General features: G+C 66.7%; 16 protein-coding genes. 6 read left to right on the plus strand and 10 right to left on the minus strand.

The genetic code is table 11. From position 1 onward, the window contains the following. Positions 1-20: 20 nt before the first annotated feature. Positions 21-3314, minus strand: coding sequence for a DEAD/DEAH box helicase (locus tag IWX75_RS06345; protein ID WP_196821412.1), 3294 nt, complete (start codon positions 3312-3314; stop codon positions 21-23). Positions 3315-3517: 203 nt separating this feature from the next. Between IWX75_RS06345 and IWX75_RS06350 the strand changes: the two genes are divergently transcribed. Next, positions 3518-4822 carry a cation:proton antiporter gene (locus tag IWX75_RS06350; protein WP_196821779.1) on the plus strand — a complete coding sequence of 435 codons (1305 nt, stop codon included), beginning with the start codon at positions 3518-3520 and terminating at the stop codon, positions 4820-4822. A 182-nt stretch (positions 4823-5004) separates the two neighbouring features. On the opposite strand, the gene IWX75_RS06355 is transcribed toward IWX75_RS06350, so the two are convergent. Further along, complete coding sequence (locus IWX75_RS06355; protein ID WP_196821413.1) at positions 5005-5160, minus strand: hypothetical protein; 156 nt, start codon at positions 5158-5160, stop codon at positions 5005-5007. Between the two features lie 118 nt (positions 5161-5278). Here IWX75_RS06355 and IWX75_RS06360 point away from each other — a divergent pair, with 118 nt between their 5' ends. Then, positions 5279-6268 carry an LLM class flavin-dependent oxidoreductase gene (locus IWX75_RS06360; RefSeq protein WP_196821414.1) on the plus strand — a complete coding sequence of 330 codons (990 nt, stop codon included), beginning with the start codon at positions 5279-5281 and terminating at the stop codon, positions 6266-6268. Between the two features lie 211 nt (positions 6269-6479). After that, positions 6480-6683: a cold-shock protein gene (locus IWX75_RS06365; RefSeq protein ID WP_026533290.1), complete on the plus strand. Its 204-nt coding sequence runs from the start codon at positions 6480-6482 to the stop codon at positions 6681-6683. Positions 6684-6785: 102 nt separating this feature from the next. Here IWX75_RS06365 and IWX75_RS06370 read toward each other — a convergent pair whose 3' ends face one another. Further along, positions 6786-7955 (minus strand): MFS transporter, encoded by a 1170-nt coding sequence (locus IWX75_RS06370; RefSeq protein ID WP_334684154.1) that lies wholly within the window; start codon positions 7953-7955, stop codon positions 6786-6788. A 9-nt stretch (positions 7956-7964) separates the two neighbouring features. Then, positions 7965-8702, minus strand: coding sequence for a substrate-binding domain-containing protein (locus tag IWX75_RS06375; RefSeq protein WP_196821415.1), 738 nt, complete (start codon positions 8700-8702; stop codon positions 7965-7967). A gap of 155 nt (positions 8703-8857) precedes the next feature. Here IWX75_RS06375 and lhgO point away from each other — a divergent pair, with 155 nt between their 5' ends. After that, positions 8858-10048, plus strand: coding sequence for an L-2-hydroxyglutarate oxidase (gene lhgO, locus IWX75_RS06380; RefSeq protein ID WP_196821416.1), 1191 nt, complete (start codon positions 8858-8860; stop codon positions 10046-10048). Beyond that, a complete protein-coding gene (locus IWX75_RS06385) occupies positions 10045-11139 on the plus strand; it encodes an Ldh family oxidoreductase (protein WP_196821417.1) in 1095 nt (364 codons plus the stop codon). Before lhgO ends, IWX75_RS06385 begins: the two co-directional genes overlap by 4 nt. Before the next feature lie 84 nt (positions 11140-11223). On the opposite strand, the gene IWX75_RS06390 is transcribed toward IWX75_RS06385, so the two are convergent. From IWX75_RS06390 to IWX75_RS06405, 4 genes are all read right to left on the minus strand, one after another. Next, positions 11224-11940, minus strand: coding sequence for a GntR family transcriptional regulator (locus IWX75_RS06390; protein WP_196821418.1), 717 nt, complete (start codon positions 11938-11940; stop codon positions 11224-11226). Further along, a complete protein-coding gene (locus IWX75_RS06395; protein ID WP_196821419.1) occupies positions 11937-12650 on the minus strand; it encodes a fumarylacetoacetate hydrolase family protein in 714 nt (237 codons plus the stop codon). The genes IWX75_RS06390 and IWX75_RS06395 overlap by 4 nt, the downstream gene beginning before the upstream one ends. 119 nt (positions 12651-12769) lie before the next feature. After that, entirely contained in the window at positions 12770-13936 is a 1167-nt protein-coding gene (locus IWX75_RS06400) for an EAL domain-containing protein (RefSeq protein WP_334684155.1), read from the minus strand. Further along, entirely contained in the window at positions 13933-14109 is a 177-nt protein-coding gene (locus IWX75_RS06405; protein ID WP_196821420.1) for a DUF1059 domain-containing protein, read from the minus strand. The genes IWX75_RS06400 and IWX75_RS06405 overlap by 4 nt, the downstream gene beginning before the upstream one ends. Before the next feature lie 239 nt (positions 14110-14348). Between IWX75_RS06405 and IWX75_RS06410 the strand changes: the two genes are divergently transcribed. Further along, complete coding sequence (locus tag IWX75_RS06410; RefSeq protein WP_196821421.1) at positions 14349-15104, plus strand: haloacid dehalogenase type II; 756 nt, start codon at positions 14349-14351, stop codon at positions 15102-15104. Positions 15105-15217: 113 nt separating this feature from the next. On the opposite strand, the gene IWX75_RS06415 is transcribed toward IWX75_RS06410, so the two are convergent. Then, entirely contained in the window at positions 15218-15937 is a 720-nt protein-coding gene (locus IWX75_RS06415) for a PIG-L deacetylase family protein (protein WP_196821422.1), read from the minus strand. A gap of 36 nt (positions 15938-15973) precedes the next feature. Further along, on the minus strand, positions 15974-17737 hold the full coding sequence (locus IWX75_RS06420; RefSeq protein WP_334684156.1) for an IlvD/Edd family dehydratase: 1764 nt from the start codon (positions 17735-17737) through the stop codon (positions 15974-15976). Positions 17738-17768 lie beyond the last annotated feature (31 nt).

Genomic DNA, 17768 nt, shown 5'->3' on the forward strand with positions numbered 1-17768 from the left:
CTCCGGCGTCGTCGAACGGATCAGGCCTCGAGCAGGCCGCGGATGTCGTCGGCGGTCAGTGCTGAGCTGAACACGGCGTCGTCGTCCATCACCGAGGTGAACAGGGCGGCCTTCTGCTCCTTGAGCTTCATGACCTTTTCCTCGATGGTGCCCCTGGACACCATCCGGTAGACCATCACGTTCTTGGTCTGCCCGATGCGGTGCGTGCGGTCCACGGCCTGCGCCTCGGTGGCGGGATTCCACCAGGGGTCCAGCAGGAAGCAGTAGTCGGCCTCGGTCAGGTTCAGGCCGAATCCGCCCGCCTTGAGGCTGATGAGGAACACCGGTGCCTTACCGTCCTTGAACTTGTCGATGACCTCGCCGCGGCTGCGCGTCGAACCGTCGAGGTACGCGTACTCGATACCCCGTGCGTCGAGCTGCGCCGCAGCCTTCTTGAGGTAGGAGGTGAACTGGCTGAACACGAGCGCCCGGTGTCCCTCGGCGATCACGTCCTCGAGGTGCTCGAACAGCACCTCGAGCTTGGCGGACGGCACCCCCTCGTGTTCGGGATCCACGAGCGAGGCATCGAGGCTCAGCATCCGGAGCAGCGTCAGCGACCGGAACACGATCATCCGGTTGCGGTTCAGATCCTCGATGAGTCCCAGCAGCTTCTGGCGCTCACGCTGGAGGTACGTCTCGTAGATGCGCCGGTGCTCGGGCGTGAGTTCCACCTCGAGCACCTGTTCCTGTTTGGGCGGAAGGTCGGACGCCACGGCTTCCTTGGTGCGGCGCATCATCAGCGGCCGGATGCGTTTCCGCAACCGGACCAGTGGGCGGTGGTCGCCGATCTTCTCGATGGGAGTCCGGTAATCCTCGGTGAACTTGCGTGCCGAGGGGAACAGGCCGGGGGCCACGATGTTGAAAAGCGACCACAACTCCATCAGGTTGTTCTCCATCGGAGTACCGGTGATCGCGAGCTTGAACGGGGTGTCGAAGTCCTTGGCGGCCTGGTGCACCTTCGAGGCGCGGTTCTTCACGAACTGCGCCTCGTCGAGGATCAGACCGGACCACCCGGGCTCCTGGTAGGCCGGCAGGTCCAGCCGGAAGAGGGTGTAGGACGTCACGACGACGTCGGCGTCGCCCACCTGCACGGCGATCGGCACCCCCGAGGCACCCTGGGTGTCGGTGATTGCGACCACTTTCAGGCCGGGAGCGAAACGACGGGTTTCACTGATCCAGTTCGGCACCACCGAGGTGGGGGCCACCACCAGGAATGGCGCGTCGAGGAAACCGCTCTCCCTTGCGTGTTCGATGAGCGCGAGGGCCTGCAGGGTCTTGCCCAGTCCCATGTCATCAGCAAGCACCCCGCCGAGCTTGTGGCGCCAGAGGAAGGCAAGCCAGTTGAAGCCCTCTTTCTGGTACGGGCGGAGGTCGGCCTTGATCCCCTCGGGCTGCACCGTGGGTGCAACCTCCGTCAACTCGAGGAGTCCGCTGACGGAGTTGCGCCAGGACTGGGCCTGCACGGTGTCTTCGGCGAGATCCTCCAGGTCGGCCCAGAGGCCGGCCTGATAGCGGCTGATCTGGAAGCCGGTTTCCCACTCGTTCAGCGAGCGGGCTTCCTCGATGAGCTCACGAAGCTGGTCGAACACGTCCTGTTCGAGTGACAGGTAGCTGTTATCGACGAGCTTGAGCTTCTTCCGCCCCTGCGCGAGGGCGCGGAAGATCGAGTCGAAGGGGATCGTGCGGCCGCTGACGGTGACCATCACTCCCAGGTCGAACCAGTCCCGGTTATCCGTCTCCACGGTGCTGATCGTCAGCTTCGGCGTCTCGGTGAGTTCCTGGTAGTCCGGCTTTTCGCCCACCACCTCCACCCGGATGCCGTCGACTGCTTCCAGGTGCGGGATCACGGTCTCGGTGAAGTCGACGGCCTGCATGTCCTCGAGCAGCAGGGATTTCAGCGGCATCGAGCCGAGGACCGCACGGGCTGCGGCGGAAAGCGCATCCTCGGCATCGGGATCCCGGTAGCCGTCATCGGACCCGGGGCCGGAACCGACGGACGCACGCAGCGAACGGCGCTGCACCGCATCGCCGAGCACGTAGGCGAAGTTCCACTCCAGTGCTACAGCGCCGTCGGGCCGGTACGCCGCGGTGAGCACGAGCAGCGGCGGCTCGATCTCGGGAAGTTCGACGCTGCCGTCGCTGCTGCCGACGGAAAAGGAACGTCGCAGCAACGGATAGAACTCGGTGAGGAACAACGGTGTCTCGTCCTGTGGGATGAGGACGGGCCGTGCGCGCTGAAGGAGATCGATGTCCTGTTTGGTGAGCTTCCTCGACGTGGGCGCCAGGGTGATCGTGGAATCAGGTGCGACGGTGTAGATACCGTGGTTGCTGATCACGTGCGCTGTTTCCGGCGGGCACGACTGCCCGTCGATGTCCAGGGCTGGCGTCAGCTGGAGCGTTCCGTCCTCGAGGGCGGTGGCGTCGAGCCTCAGCGTCGCCCGGTGCCCCAGTCCGATGGTGACGGACTTCTTGGAGCCGACGAATTCGATGCCGAGCCGCTGGGCCTCTTCGAGCAGGTGCCACAGCAGGGGGTTGCTGAACTCGTCGAGGTACAGCCAGGAATCGTTGTTGCCGAAATAGTTGACGCCCGTCCCGCGGTGCAGCGCGGGGAACTGGGAGAACCACCGGTGCTGGTCGGGATCCAGCGTGAGGCCGTACGTCTGGTAACTGATGCTTCCCCAGGACAGGTTGTTCTTGATCCACTTGCCCTTGCCGTTCCGGCTGACCGGCCGCACGCCCAGGCGGCTGTTGAGCGTGCGCTGGCCCTGGCGGTCAGCGGCGGAACCCCACCGCTGCACCGCCACTTCGGGCGTGCGCAGTTCGAACTGGAGGCCGAGGGGCGTCGGCGACGACGTCACGGCGGTGCCGGCGTCGTCGTGCTGCCCGATCAGGCCGCCGAGTGATGCCTGCCAGCCGTCCGGCAGTCTGCGGGGCTCCGGCGCTGCCGAGGCTTCCTGCCGCGCGAGGACATGCTCGGTGTTGCTCTGGAGCGCGGTGGCCGCCACGTGCTTGCAGTCCGCGCCGACCGGGCAGCTGCAGTGGTTCTCGAGCGGCCGGAAGCGGCCGTCACCCTTCACACTGAGCCGCAGCTTGGTGCGGTAATCCGTGGGTGCGCTTCCGCGCACCCTGCCGGTCAGGATGCTGGATTCGGCGTCCCACGCGAGGACGCTCACTGCGCCGTCCTTCGCGTAGGTCTGTCCCCGCTGGAACGCGGCACCTCCCACAATGCGGATGATGTCGGTGACATCGACCATGGGGTGGCTGGAATTGGGCATACTTTCATGCTCTCACGCGTCGGGAACGGACGGCGTCCGCGGGCTGTCCTTTCCGCTGTCAGCAATGGAATGCCGCATTCCCGGCGGGCCGTCAAGTGCCGGCGCCGGGGAGGACCGTCCCCCGCAGCTTCTGGAATCGGCGTAACCTACACGAGCGCGCCTTTCTCCGGCGTGCGTTGATTCGTTCGAGGAAAGAGGTGCCGGTGTTCGAAGCGCCGAGCCTGATATTCGCTGCAGCAGGACTCGCCGTCTTCGCCGCTGCCCTGCTGCCACGCCTGCTGATGCGGGCTCCGGTGTCGATGCCCATGATCTTCTTCGGCGCAGGGGTCCTGGTTTTCTCCATCGCCGGCGATCTTCCCAGCCCGGATCCCATCGCGTACAGCGACATCACCATCCACCTCAGCGAAGTCTGCGTGATCATCTCCCTCATGGGTGCGGGCCTGGCCCTGGACCGGAAGGTTGGCCGCAAACGTTGGGCCACCACGTGGCGCCTGCTCGGGATCGCGATGCCGCTGTGCCTGATCGTCTTCACGCTGCTGGGCGTCTGGGCGCTGGGCCTCGGACTGGCCGGCGCGATCCTCGTAGCGGCGGCCCTCGCGCCCACGGACCCGGTGCTCGCGTCAGAAGTGCAGGTGGGCGAGCCCTCCGAGACGGAGGAGGAACTCGAAGCCGAGGATGAGGTCCGTTTCGCCCTGACCTCGGAGGCCGGGCTCAATGACGGGCTCGCTTTCCCTTTCGTGTATCTCGCCATCGCGGTGAGCCTGGTCGGTGCGGCGCCGTCGGCCTGGTTCCCCGAGTTCTTCGCCCTGGACGTGGTGTGGCGGATCGGCATCGGGTGCCTCTTCGGGTTCGGTGTGGGCAAGCTGCTGGGCCGGGTCTTCTTCCAATCCCGGATCGAGAGTGCGCGGATGGCCAGCCACTCCGAGGGGTTCGTTGCCCTGGCTGCCACTTTCCTGACCTACGGGGTGACGGAGATGGTCGAGGGGTACGGGTTCATCGCCGTTTTCGTCTGCGCGGTCACCATCCGCTCCGGGGAGCAGACCCACGGGTTCCACGGGGTGCTGCACAGCTACATCGAGCAGCTCGAGCGGCTGCTCACCGTGGTGGTGCTCGTCCTCCTCGGCGGCGCGGTGGCGAGGGGCCTGCTGGCGGGAGTCACTGTCGTCGAGATCCTCGTCGCCCTGGCCTTCCTTCTCCTGGTGCGGCCACTTGCAGGCTGGATCAGCCTCAGCAGGGGCAGCACGGGCCCGTGGGAGCGCAGCGTCATCTCCTTCTTCGGCGTTCGCGGCATCGGCTCCATCTACTACCTCAGCTACGCGCTGTCGAAGGGCGATTTCGCCAGCGAGGACGAGGCCCTGTGGCGCATCGTGGGTCTCGTGATCGTGATGTCGATCCTCCTGCACGGCGTGACGGCGGCGCCGGTGATCAACGCCCTCGACCGCGCGCGTGAGCGCAAGGCGATCCGCGAAGCGGGCACCGGGGACGTGGCGCCCAAGACGGCCATCTGACGGTTCGGAGCGTCGTGACACAGGCGCCGGCGATACCGCCGTCCACCATGAACCGGCAGCACGCCTCCGTCGTTCGGGCGGTCCTTGGCGGGAACGCCGAGCACGCACAGAGAGCGATGACGGTGCACCTTGGGGGAACGGCTTCGCTGCTGCGGGAGCTCTCCTCGACGAGGCGGAGGAGGCTACCTGTCCTGCTCCAGCCGACGCTGGATGGCCTCGAGCTCATCACTGAGGAACTGAAGCGTGGCAGTGCTGTTCTCGACAGCCAGGGCACGTACCAGTTCGTCCTGGCGGGCACGGAGGCCGGATACTGTCGTCGGAAGTTCGAAGGTGGCCATGGCTCCATCCTCGCAGATCTCGTGGATGGGAAGGGCGGGGGAAATAACCCCGCCGTTCCGGCGGTTCCACCTTAAGCATCCGGCACTGGTTGCGTCCGCCGTGAAAGGTCCCACCACCATGACTGTTCCCCTGTCCATCCTTGACCTCGCGCAGATAGCGGAGGGGTCGACGGCGGCGGAGAGCTTTGCCTCGAGTGTCGCCCTCGCGCAGCGCGCCGAGGAGTGGGGCTACACGCGGATCTGGTACGCGGAGCATCACAACATGGGAAGCATCGCCTCCTCCGCCACGAGCGTGCTGGTGGGTCATGTCGCGGCCCATACGAAGACCATCCGCCTCGGCTCCGGCGGTGTGATGCTGCCCAACCACTCGCCGCTCACCATCGCGGAACAGTTCGGCACCCTAGAGACCCTTCACCCGGGCCGCATCGACCTCGGGCTCGGCCGTGCTCCCGGCAGCGACCAGAATACGATGCGTGCCCTCCGCCGCGACCCTTCCGCTGCTGACACCTTCCCGCAGGACGTCCTTGAACTCCAGGGCTACCTCAGCGGGGAAACACGTGTGGCCGGAGTGCAGGCCACACCCGGGGCCGGGACGAACGTGCCGCTCTACATCCTCGGGTCATCCCTTTTCGGGGCGCGGCTCGCCGCTGCACTGGGTCTTCCCTTCGCCTTCGCCTCCCACTTCGCGCCCCAGGCCCTGCTCGACGCCGTCGCCATCTACCGCAGGGAGTTCCGGCCCTCGGAGCAACTGGAGCGCCCGCACGTGCTGGCGGGAGTCAACGTCATCGCCTCCGACACGGCTGCCGATGCCCAGCGTGAATTCTCGGAGGCCAAGCGGCGGCGGGTCTCGCTGCTCCTGGGAAGGGGCCAGCAGTTCACCCGGGAGGAGTCCGAGGTGATCCTCAATTCCCCCGCGGGCCAGCAGATCGGGCAGATGGCACGCTACTCGGCGGTGGGTACTGCGCGCGAGGTCAGCGATTACCTGGACTGGTTCACCGGCCATGCGGGAGCGGACGAACTGATCGTGGCGACCCAGGCCGGCTCCACCGAGGCGTGGCTGAGATCCTTCGAACTGGTGGCCGAAATCGTCCAGCCCGCAGCTGTCTGAACGTCACAAATTAAAGTTCGTTCAGGATCCTGCTTGCCATTACCCACCTGAGTTTGGTTAAGTAAGACCTAGTTGTAGTGTTGCGCATTTGTATTTCGCGCGGTGCACCCCTCCGGGGAGGTGCCGTGTTTCTGAAAAAGCGGACAAGCACGCCGCGACTGGGGCTTTCCGAAAGTCGGATGGCGTCTGAATTTCAGAAGGATATATAACAATGGCAACAGGTACCGTGAAGTGGTTCAACGCTGAAAAGGGCTTTGGTTTCATCGCTCCTGACGACGGAAGCGCAGATGTGTTCGCACACTTCTCCGCCATCAACGCGAGCGGCTACCGCTCGCTCGATGAGAACCAGAAGGTAAGCTTCGACACCGAGCAGGGCCCCAAGGGTCCCCAGGCGTCAAATATCCAGCCTCTCTAAGGCAGTCCGGCCTCTTTCTGGCCTGGATGGATGAAGCAGGGCGGGATTTTTCCCGCCCTGCTTTTTTGTGCCCGAACCGGATGGCGCGGCGCGTCGGTCCGCTCAGGAACGCGCCGCGGCCACCACAGCCACGGCGGCGAGGACCGCCATGCCCGCCGCCATCGCGGAGTAGCTTCCCAGCTGACCGGCAAGGAGGGGCCCTGCTGCCGGGGCGAGAGCCGCCATCGCAGTGATGGGTGCGATGAACACGCCGTGGACGGCGCCGAAGCTGCTGGTGCCCCACCTGTCAGCGATGGCGGTGGCCTGCAGGAGCGTGTTGCAGCCGCGGAGCATTCCGGCGATGATCACCACCACCACCAGTACGACGGCGGGTCCCGGCAACACTCCCAGCAGGGCCAGGCACAGCGCGCCGGAGCCGGTCAGGAGGACGGTGCGGCGAACGGGGGGAGTTCGCCCCTGCAGCGCTCCATACCCGAGGCGCCCGAGAACCTGCCCCGCGCCGACGAGTCCGAAGACCAGCGCCGCCGTCCGGTAGTCGAATCCACGCTCTAGGAGGAGCGGAATGAGGTTGAGGGTGACAGCGAACAGGGCGAGGGTGGTCAGGGCCATGGCAACCTGGAGCATGACGAAGCGCCGGCTCCGGGTGACCGCCCGGATCCCGCCGGCGCTGTGGGGGCCGGCGGCCGGATGCGTGGTCCACGCAGCGTTGAGGAAGAACCAGTGCAACGGAAGGGTGACGACGGCGAGTGTTCCGGCCAGAACTAGGAAAGCCGTGCGCCACCCCACCCGTTCAATGAGCAGCGCGGTCAGTGGCGAGTAGATGGTGGAGGCGAATCCGGCGATGAGCGTCAGGGTGGTGAGCGCCCGGAGGCGGGCGGGGCCGTACCAGCGGGTGATCACCACGAAGGCGGGCTGGTAGAGGACTGCTGCCTGCGCGCAGCCCGCCACTAGCCAGGACAGGACGAACAGTGGATAGTTCGGGGCGAGGGCAACCAGAACGAGGGCCGCCGCACCGACGACGCTTCCGCCGGCCATGACGGCCCTCGGTCCGCGCCTGTCCAGCAGCCTGCCGATCCAGACGCCCACCGCGGCCGACACGATCAGCCCTGCGGAGAATGCGCCGGTGACTGCTGTGGCGGACCAGCCGGTGTCCCGCACGATTGGGATGACCGCTACGGGCAGCGAGTAGTAGAGCAATCCCCAACTCGTCGTCTCTGCAGCGCACAGCGCAGCCAGGCCGCCGCGGGGGAGATCCGAAGTGTCGTTCACCACGAGCCCAGCCTACTGTTGCGGCATCTCGCCCTGTGCCCCGGGGTGGAGGTTCTGCAGGCCGGTTGCCGCATACGCCTCCCGTGCCGCGGGACCCGTCAGGTGGCGGACGAGGCCTTCCGCTGCGTGCCGGTTCGCCGCACCGGAGCCGACGGCGACGGCGAACACGCTGTAGTGCTGGAATTCATGCGGCAACGGACCGACGACGTCGACCCCGTCCACGAACATCAGTTCGCTGACCTGCTGCAGTGCAAGATCGGCCCGGCCGTCGGTCACGGCGACGCCCGTGAAGCCCGTGTCGAGAGCAGTGGCCCGGGAGAGTACCTGGTCCGCGATACCGAGGCGGCCGAGCAGTTCCTGGAAGAAGATTCCGCTCTGCCCGGCCCGTGAGAAAGCAACGGAGCGGGCGCCGAGCAGGGCGTCGATGAGGTCGCTCTCGGTGGTGATGGCCGGGCGGGGAGCGCCGGAGGCCACGCCCAGCCCGATCGCGGATCGCACGAGCGGCAGTCCACTTCCGACGACGACGGCCGACCCCTCGAGGCGCAGCAGCGCTTCCCGGGTGCCGATCAGTACATCCGGTTCGGCGCCGGCGTCGAGCCGTTCCAGGAGGATGGTCGTGGGGACGTACTCTGTCCGCAGCGAGGAGCCGGAGGCCTGCTCGTAAGCCGACAGGACACCGCCGTCCAGAGCTTTCCGCACCACGAGGGAGCTCATCAGGGTGAGTGGGGTGTCGCTCGGATGCGATGGCATGTGCTGGTCCTTCCGGATGGGGCGAGGGCAGGGCCTGGACGTCGTGGCGACTTCGGCCGAGCCTCGAACTCTATATCCTTGCCGACAACCATATACAGTTGCTGCAGGTTCGCTGCTTTCCGGTACGACGTCGACGTCAGAAGAGGAACACGAAGATGAAGAGCTCCGTTGTTGTTGTGGGCGCAGGAATAGTCGGCCTTGCCACCGCGTACGAGCTCGCGCTCCGCGGCTACCGCGTGACCGTGGTCGACAAGGAGCCCCGGCTAGCAGAGCACCAGACGGGCAATAATTCAGGAGTCATCCACTCGGGCCTCTACTATGCGCCGGGAAGCCTGAAGGCAACCCTGGGAACCGCCGGCGCGCAGTCGATGCACCGGTTCGCCGAGGACCACGGGGTTGCCGTGGACATCTGCGGGAAGCTGGTGGTCGCCACCCGCCCGGAGCAGCTCCCGGCACTGGAGGAGCTGCATCGAAGGGGCCTCGCCAACGGCGTCCCCTGCCGGATGGTCACCCCCGAGGAGGCCCGCGCCTATGAACCCCATGTCGCCTGCGTTGCCGCCCTCCGGGTGGAGTCGACGGGGATCGTCGACTACCGGGGCATCTGCGAGGCCCTCGGACGGCTGATCACGGAGGCCGGGGGCGAGATCCTGCTGGGAACGGAAGTCACCGGGATCTCGGCGGGCGGCGGTTCCGTGACCGTCTCGACCACCACGGGTGAGATCTCCGCCGACGACCTCATCAACTGCGCCGGCCTGCACAGCGACCGCATCGCGCGGCTGGCCGGCCTCACCCCCGAGGTGCGCATCATTCCGTTCCGCGGTGAATACTTCGAGCTCACCCCGAACCAGTCGCACCTGGTACGGGGCCTGATCTACCCGGTGCCGGATCCGAGTTTCCCCTTCCTCGGCGTCCACCTGACGAAGATGATCGGCGGCGGTGTCCATGCCGGGCCCAATGCAATCTTCGCCCTGGCTCGGGAAGGTTACACCTGGCTCAGCATCAATCCACGGGACGTCTTTGAAAGTGCTGCCTGGCCCGGGCTGTGGAAGCTCGGGGCAAAATTCTGGAAGGTGGGGCTCTCCGAGGTGGCACGGTCGCTGTCGCAGAAGAAGTTCCTGGCGAGCCTGCGGGAACTCGTGCCCGAGCTCGCGGACGACAGCCTCGTGCCGACCCACGCGGGAGTCCGCGCGCAGGCGATGCGGAGGAACGGCGACCTTGTCGACGATTTCTACTTCGAGCGGGCACCCCGCCAGATCCACGTGCTCAACGCGCCCTCGCCGGCGGCGACCGCCGCCCTCGAGATCGGCAGGCGTATTGCCGACGAGCTGGAGGAGGGGAACCGGTGAACGGGGAGAATACGAGCCGCTTCGACGCCGCACAGCTGCACCGGCAGATCGTCGCGGTCCTCTCCGCCTGGGGAATGCCGCCGGAAGCGGCGGCCGCCACGGCCACGGTGATGGTCGAGACCGATCTGGCCGGCATTGATTCGCATGGCGTGTCGATGCTGATGCTCTACGAGAAACTCCTTCTCGAGGACCGCCTCAGGCTCGATGCCGTTCCCCGGGTGGTTCGAGATGCTCCAGCCTTCGCCGTCGTCGACGCCGGTGCGGGCCTCGGACACCCGGCGGGACTCTTCGCCATGGACCTGGCGATCCGGAAGGCCGCGGCCTGTGGAATCGGGGCGGTCGCCGTCGGCAATTCACACCATCTGGGAGCGCTCGGGCACTACGTCCGGAGCGCCGCGCAGCGCGGCCTGGTCGCTCTGATGACGACAACGACGCGCACACCCGTGGTTGCCGCTGCGGGGGGCACGACGCCGATTCTCGGGACGAATCCGATTGCCTTCGCCGCCCCACGCACCACCGGAGGGGAACTGGTGGTCGACATGTCCACGAGCGTCGTGGCGATGAACAAGGTGAAGGCCTACGCCCTGGCCGGCAAGGACCTCCCGGTCGGTTGGGTCAGCGACCGGTCGGGCAGGACCATCACCGACGCCTCGCTCGCCCATTCGCTGCTGACCACGCAGGAGGCAACCGTCAGCCCGCTCGGCGGTCCGAGCACCGAAACGGGCGGGCACAAGGGCTTCGGGCTGAGCCTGATGGTCCACGTCCTCAGCGCGGCGTTCTCGGGAGCCGCCCTGCCGTTGTATGACGGGCCCAGCGACAACCTGGGACACTTCGTCCTGGTCATCGACCCGAACAGCGTGGCCGAGGCCGGGGCCACCGCCGGGTATGTCGACGAGCTCGTCCGCCTGATGACCCAGGACGAACCCGGCGTCGTTCTTCCGGGTGAGCCCGAAGCCGAGGCACACACCAGCCGTAGCAGGGACGGCATTCCTCTTCCCGAGCCTCTTCTCGAACACCTGCGGGCGATCTGCGGGAGGGCCGGAACCGACATGATCCTGACGCCGCTCGGACAGGGCACACCCCGGCGCTAGCTGTACTGGGCCGGGTCAGCTGGCGCGCGTCGGCCCCGTCGCCACGGCGGCGGCCCCTGTACCCACGGGGGGCTGACCCTGTCCTCACCCGGTGGGGGAGCCTGCCTCCTCGACCTCCGCGGTCACCATGCGGCGGTCGGAAAGGGCGCGGGCTTTCGCGTTCTGGATGTGGGAGCGGATGGCTGAGGACGCAGCCTCGGCGTTGCGCTCCAGGAAGGCATCGAGGATCGCCTGGTGCTCGGCAATGGTGGTGGTGGGCGCCGTCGAACTGGCTTTGGCGTAGAGGCGGAAGCGCTGCGCCTGGCCGCCGAAGGATCTCCAGGCGTCCTCGAGGAACCGGTTGTTCGCCTGGTGGGCGATCGCGGCATGGAACTGCTCGTCCGCCTCGAGGAAACTCGGAACAGGGGGTTTGCCCGGGGAGTGGGCGCCGGTTTCGAGGGAGGAGATGGTTTCGGCGAGACGGTCGAGGAATTCCGGTGTGACGCGCAGGCCCGCTTCGTACGCCAGGGCCGGCTCGAGGACCAGGCGGGCATCCATCAGTTTCCGGAGGTCCTCGAGGCTGAAGAGCGGGGCAACCCGGTACCCCTTGTGGGCTTCGCGGATCACCAGTCCTGTGTGCTCGAGCCGGGCCAGCGCCTCACGCAGCGGCGTCTGGCTGACGTCGAACTCCCTGGCGAGGTATACGAGGTTCAGCACCTCGTCCGGTTTCCGCCGGCCGTCGAGGAACTGCGCCAGGAGCGCGGTGTGGACCTGGTCGGCGAGGGGCTGCCTTGTGGTCCGTCCCGCCGGTGTCCGGCTCACGCGATGGTGAACGAGAGTTCGGCAACTCCGTCGATGCCGGCGGTGACCGAGCTTCCGTGTGGCAGGGCTCCGACGCCGGCCGGGGTGCCGGTGAAGAGAAGGTCCCCGGGACGCAGTGCGACGGATCGGGAGAGGTGCGCGATGATCTCGGCGACAGTCCAGATCTGGTCCCTCAGGTCGCCCTCCTGCCGGAGCACGCCGTCCACATCCAGCCAGATCCGGCCGTCGGCGGGGTGCCCCACCGCGCTGACCGGGCGGAGCGGTGAACACGGTCCGGACCAGTCGAAGCCCTTGGCGAGATCCCAGGGACGCCTCAGGCTCTTCGCCTCCGACTGCAGGTCGCGGCGGGTCAGGTCCACCCCTACGCCGTAACCCCATACGGTGTCCAGCGCGTCAGCGGGGTCGATCCCGGTGCCGCCCTGTCCGAGCGCCACCACCAGTTCGACTTCGTGGTGGAGATCCGCGGTCTGGGGTGGGTAGGGGACAACCGGGAGGGTGCCGCCCAGGATTTCCGTCTCTTTCGGCGTGAAGACGGCGTCCGCCGGCTTCAGGAAGAAGAACGGCGGTTCCCGGTTCGGATCAGCGCCCATCTCGCGTGCATGGTCTCCGTAGTTGCGCCCGACACAGAACACCCTCCGCACGGGAAAGAGAGTTTCGCTGCCGCTGATCGGGAGACTGGGGGGAGTGGGAACCGGGACGGCATACGTCATGGAGCTCCTTCAAGGGCTGGTGGTCGGCAACCGCTGACCGGGGTGCACTACGAGTGATTAACATGTTACTTACGGCAGGAATGCTTTCAGCACACCGATTCCCTGCGGGTCCCGGCGGGCTAGCTTCCGGATAGCTCCGGGCCCGTCGTGGTCAGTGCTGCGATAATGCGCTCCAGGCGGGCAACCCCGGCGAACCGGCCCGCGTTGTCCGTCACCAGCAGGGGCTCGAAGCGGCTTGCCTTCTCCCGCGTCATGCAGCGGGCCAGGGCCTCGGCCAGCGGCGTGTCGAGGTTCACGCGCATCCCCTGGCTCACCACGCCGAGTTCCGCCGCGCCCACGTCAAGGACGGAAACCGGCCGCAGCTGTTCACCGAGAAGCACCACCGACTGCAACCCGGGGTCGGCCGTGAAGGCGGCAGCGGCCTGCGCCGCGCTGACGGCAGTCGTGGCCGTTTCGACGACGTCGCGGATGAGCCTTTTGTGGTCCACCGGGCGGTTGACGGCCAGGCGGTGAGCGAGGTCCAGATCGAGGCCGGCCCAGGGCGGGGCAGGCCGGGCCAGGAGGTAGCCCTGCACCAGGGGAACGCCGAGGGAGACGAGCGCATCAAGTTCTTCGACCCGTTCGACGCCCTCCGCAAGAATCCAGGCATCGACGCGGCTGGCGAATGTCCCGAGCATCTCGATCAGTGCCCGCTTCGCCTCGTCGCGGTCGACATTCTGAACGAGTTCCCGGTCGATCTTGATCAGGGAGGGCCTTAGCGCCAGCAGATGCCTCAGCCCCGCGTACCCGGCACCGGCGTCGTCGATCGCGATCAGGGCTCCAGCGGCGCGCAACTGGTTCAGGTCGGGCTCGAGTTCCAGGTAGGAATCGATGGGAGCCTGCTCCGTCAGTTCGACGACGAGACCTCCCAGGTTCCCCTCATTCCGCCACACACTCCGGACCTCCTCCGAGGTCAGCAGTTCGGGGGAGACATTGACCGTGAGGAAGCAGTTGGGTGGGAGCGCAGCCCGCGCTGCGAGCGCTGCCCGCAGCGCTGCCGATTCCAGAGCCGCGGACTTCCCGTAGGTACGCGCGGCGGAGAACCAGACCTCAGGGTTCCTCTCTAGGAAACCCGGGAAACGGGCGAGGGCTTCATATCCGACCACCGTGCCGCGCGAGGTATCGACGATGGGCTGGTAGGCCGTGGAAAGGCCTTCACCGCGGCAGGCGGCCGCAAGGAGCGCTTCCCAGCCCGAGACGGCAGGTGCGCCGGTCCCGGGCCGGGACGTGTCGGCCGCGGGAATCAACTAACCGGGACGATAGCTCTGCGAACCGACTGGACAAGGTCGACCGGGAACTCGGTCAACCCGTGCGCGGATGCCGCGTGCGCTCCGACATTGACCAGGATTTCATCATCAGTACTGCAGACCCAACGGGCTTCGCAGCCCGGAACCACATCTCCACATGCAAACGACTTCACTAGAGCTCCCTGTATTCGACGGTGAACGGCATAGTTCTACGGAATCGGACGACAATTCTGATTCGTTCTGCTGAATCGCGCGGATTGCCGTCAGTTCAGAACGCGGATCATTTCCACAGCGAACGGCTCCGTGACCAACCGGAAAAGCTGTCCGCATATGGTGCAAGAATAGCTGTGGAACAGCCACTGTGCCGCCATTGATCCGGCGGTATCCTTGCGTCGAACTGGAAAGGACAACCATGGCCTTCCGTCCCTTCGAATCACCCTCCACCGGCAGGCGGATCAGGGCCGTCCTCTTCGACACGTTCGGCACAGTCGTGGACTGGCGGACCGGAATCACGCGGGACGTGAGGGCTTTCGCTACTTCCCAGGGCCTGCACCTCGATGCTGAGCGATTCGCGGACGACTGGCGGAGCCTGTATCAACCTGCCCTCGACCTGGTGCGCTCGGGCGCCCGCCCCTTCGTTCTGCTGGATGAATTGCACCGCGAAGGTCTTGATCAGGTATTTCGGAACCACGGCGTCAACCCTGGGCAATTCGAATCGGATGCCGTCGATGACCTGAATCGATCATGGCACCGCCTCCCTGCCTGGCCTGACAGTATTCCGGGGCTGACAGCTTTGCGGAGCGGGTACATTATCGGGCCCTTGTCCAACGGAAATACCTCGCTGCTGGTGAATATGGCCAAATACACCGGATTGCCCTGGGATGTCATTATCGGCTCCGACATCACCCGCGCCTACAAACCCTCACAGGAGGCCTACCTCCGGACAGCCGGGCTTCTCGGGATGGACCCGGGTGAGCTGATGCTCGCGGCAGCGCACAACCAGGATCTTGAAGCCGCGCAACTGAACGGTCTGGCTACTGCCTTCATCACCCGCCGTACTGAATACGGGCCGCAGCAGACATCGGATCAAGGCCCTACGGGCGCCTGGGACCTCACCTCGGAAAGCATGACCGACCTGGCCGGACAGCTGGGTGCGGATCTGCACTGAAGTTGCGGGTTCGGGGAATCAGGGGAATCGGTGGAGTCCCGGCACCTGCCGGTCGGGTCGAAGCTGCTTCGATCGGCCCTGCAGACGTTCGATCCCAACCTGCAGCACTGCGATCAGAAGGAGTACAGCTCGAATCCGACCCGTCGTTTCGCTGATTCGGCACCACCGGTCATGATGTCGATCTGCTGCCGGGCCTGTACCTCGACCGGCTCGTTGCTGAGCGCGCAGAGGTACTGCCGGTGTTCGGCGAGGGAGGCCACCGCGCGCTCGACGCTGTCGGCATCGACCTCCAGCCAGTGGGTAGGCCTCGGTGAGGCGACGGCGACCCATTGGACGGGGTGCAGGATGAGGCCTTCGGCCTCGGCCAGCTCGGGGAAGATCCACTCGTTGGCGGCGTCAGCCACTGCGTCGAGCACTGCCCGTCCGAGCTGGCGGTGATCCGAGGAGTTCCAGCGGCCGGGGCCCCACGTCTCCCCGAAGTTCAGGGTGATGATGCCGTCGGGCCGGTGCCGCCGGATGGCGCGGGCGATGTCCCTGCGCAGCTTGAGGGTGTTCTCGATCCGCCCGTCGGGGTAGTCGAGGAAGGTCAGGTTCTCGACGCCCACCTGCTCGCAGGCCCTGCGCTGCTCCTCGAGCCGGACCATGGCGGCCTCCGCCGGGCTCATTCCGGCGATGCCGGCCTCACCGCGGGTGGCCAGGAGGTAGGAGATATCCTTTCCGGCTCCGGTCCACTGTGCGACGGCGGCGGCAGTGCCGTATTCGGGATCATCGGGATGGGCCATGATCAGCAGGGCACGCTGCCAGTTGTCCGGCATTGTCTGGGGAGTATTCATGGTAATTCCCTTTCCGATCAGCAATTTTCCTTGATCCTACGGTGCCTTGAGCAACGACTGGGACCCTTCCGGGCGCGGCAGCCCGGTACTTTGCAGGAACCGGAAATCGCACCCTTCATCGGCCTGCGTCACCTCCGACACGTACAGCTTCCGGTAGCCGCGCTCTGCCGCGGGCGCCGGCGGTGGTCCCAGTGTTCGCTCGCGTCGCATCAGCTCGTCCTCGGGTACCTCGAGCTGGATCAGCCGGCGGCTGACGCTCAGGGTGATGGTGTCGCCGGTCCGCACGAGCCGCAGCGGCCCCCCGACCGCCGACTCAGGTGTGACATGCAGGACGACGGCTCCGGCAGCGGTGCCGGACATGCGGCCGTCCGAGATGCGCACCATGTCCTTCACCCCCTGCGCCGCGAGTTTCCTGGGAATGGGAAGGTAGCCGGCCTCCGGCATGCCGGGTGCGCCGACGGGCCCGATGTTCCGCAGCACGAGCACATCCTCGGCCACGACGTGGAGGTCCTCGTCGTCGATCCGTGCCGCGAGATCCGCCGTGTCCTCGAACACCACAGCACGCCCCGTATGCTCCAGCAGGTGCGCTGGAACGGCTGCCTGCTTGATGATGGCGCCGCCCGGCGCGAGGTTGCCCCGCAGGAACGCGAGGCTGCCCTCCGGGTAGATCGGGTTCGACAGCGGCCGCACGATGTCCTGCGGGAAGCCGGGGCCGGCGTCGTCGATCTCCTCGCCCAGGGTGCGGCCGGTGACGGTGGGCACGTCCCGGTGGATGAGGTCGCCGAGTTCACGCAGGACGGCCGGAACCCCGCCTGCGCGGTGGAAATCCTCCATGTAGTAGGCGCCCGAGGGTTTGAGGTCCACCAGTACGGGGGTCTCTACGCTCATCCGGTCCAGATCCTCCAGACTGAGACGGATCCCTAGACGCCCGGCTACGGCGGTGAGGTGGATGATCGCGTTGGTGGACCCGCCGATCGCCAGGAGCACCCGCAACCCGTTCTCGAAAGCCTCCCGGGTGAGGATGGTGCCCATCTCGGTACCGCGTTCGGCGAGCGCCACGGCCTGCGTCCCGGTCTGTTCCGCGATGCGCACGCGGTCGGCAGTGACGGCGGGCGGGCTGGCACTGCCGGGCAGGGCGATGCCCATGGCCTCGGTCAGGCACGCCATGGTGCTGGCCGTTCCCATGACCGAGCACGTGCCGACGCTTCCCACGAGCCTCGAGTTGACGTCGTCGATCTCCTGCTGATCGATCTCGCCGCTCCGGAACTTCCCCCAGAAGGCCCGGCAGTCGGTGCAGGCACCAACGCGCTGCCCGCGGTGGCCGCCGGTGAGCATAGACCCCGTCACCAGGGTGATCGCGGGCACCCCCGCCGACGCCGCGCCCATCAGCTGCGCGGGCACCGTCTTGTCACAGCCTCCGATGAGGACGACGGCGTCCATGGGCTGGGCGCGGATCATCTCCTCGGTGTCCATGGACATGAGGTTGCGCAGGAACATGCTGGTGGGCTGCGAGAAGCTTTCGTGGAGCGAGATGGTGGGAAAGTCGATCGGCAGTCCGCCGGCCATCAGTACCCCGCGCTTCACGGCTTCGAGCAGTGCGGGCATATTGCCGTGGCACGGATTGAAGCCGCTGCCCGTGTTGATGATGCCGATCACCGGCTTGTCCAGGGCGTCATCCGAATAGCCGGCCCCCTTGATGAAGGCCTTGCGCAGGAACAGGGAGAACCCCGCGTCGCCGTAGCTCGTCAGGCCACGCCGGATCCTGGTGGCGGGGCCCGTCGAGGCTGCGGATTTCCTCACCGGCACACTGCCTGAAGGTGTTGCCTGGCCG

It is taken from the genome of Arthrobacter sp. CAN_A6 (assembly GCF_015751715.1).
Classification (GTDB): Bacteria; Actinomycetota; Actinomycetes; order Actinomycetales; family Micrococcaceae; genus Arthrobacter_D.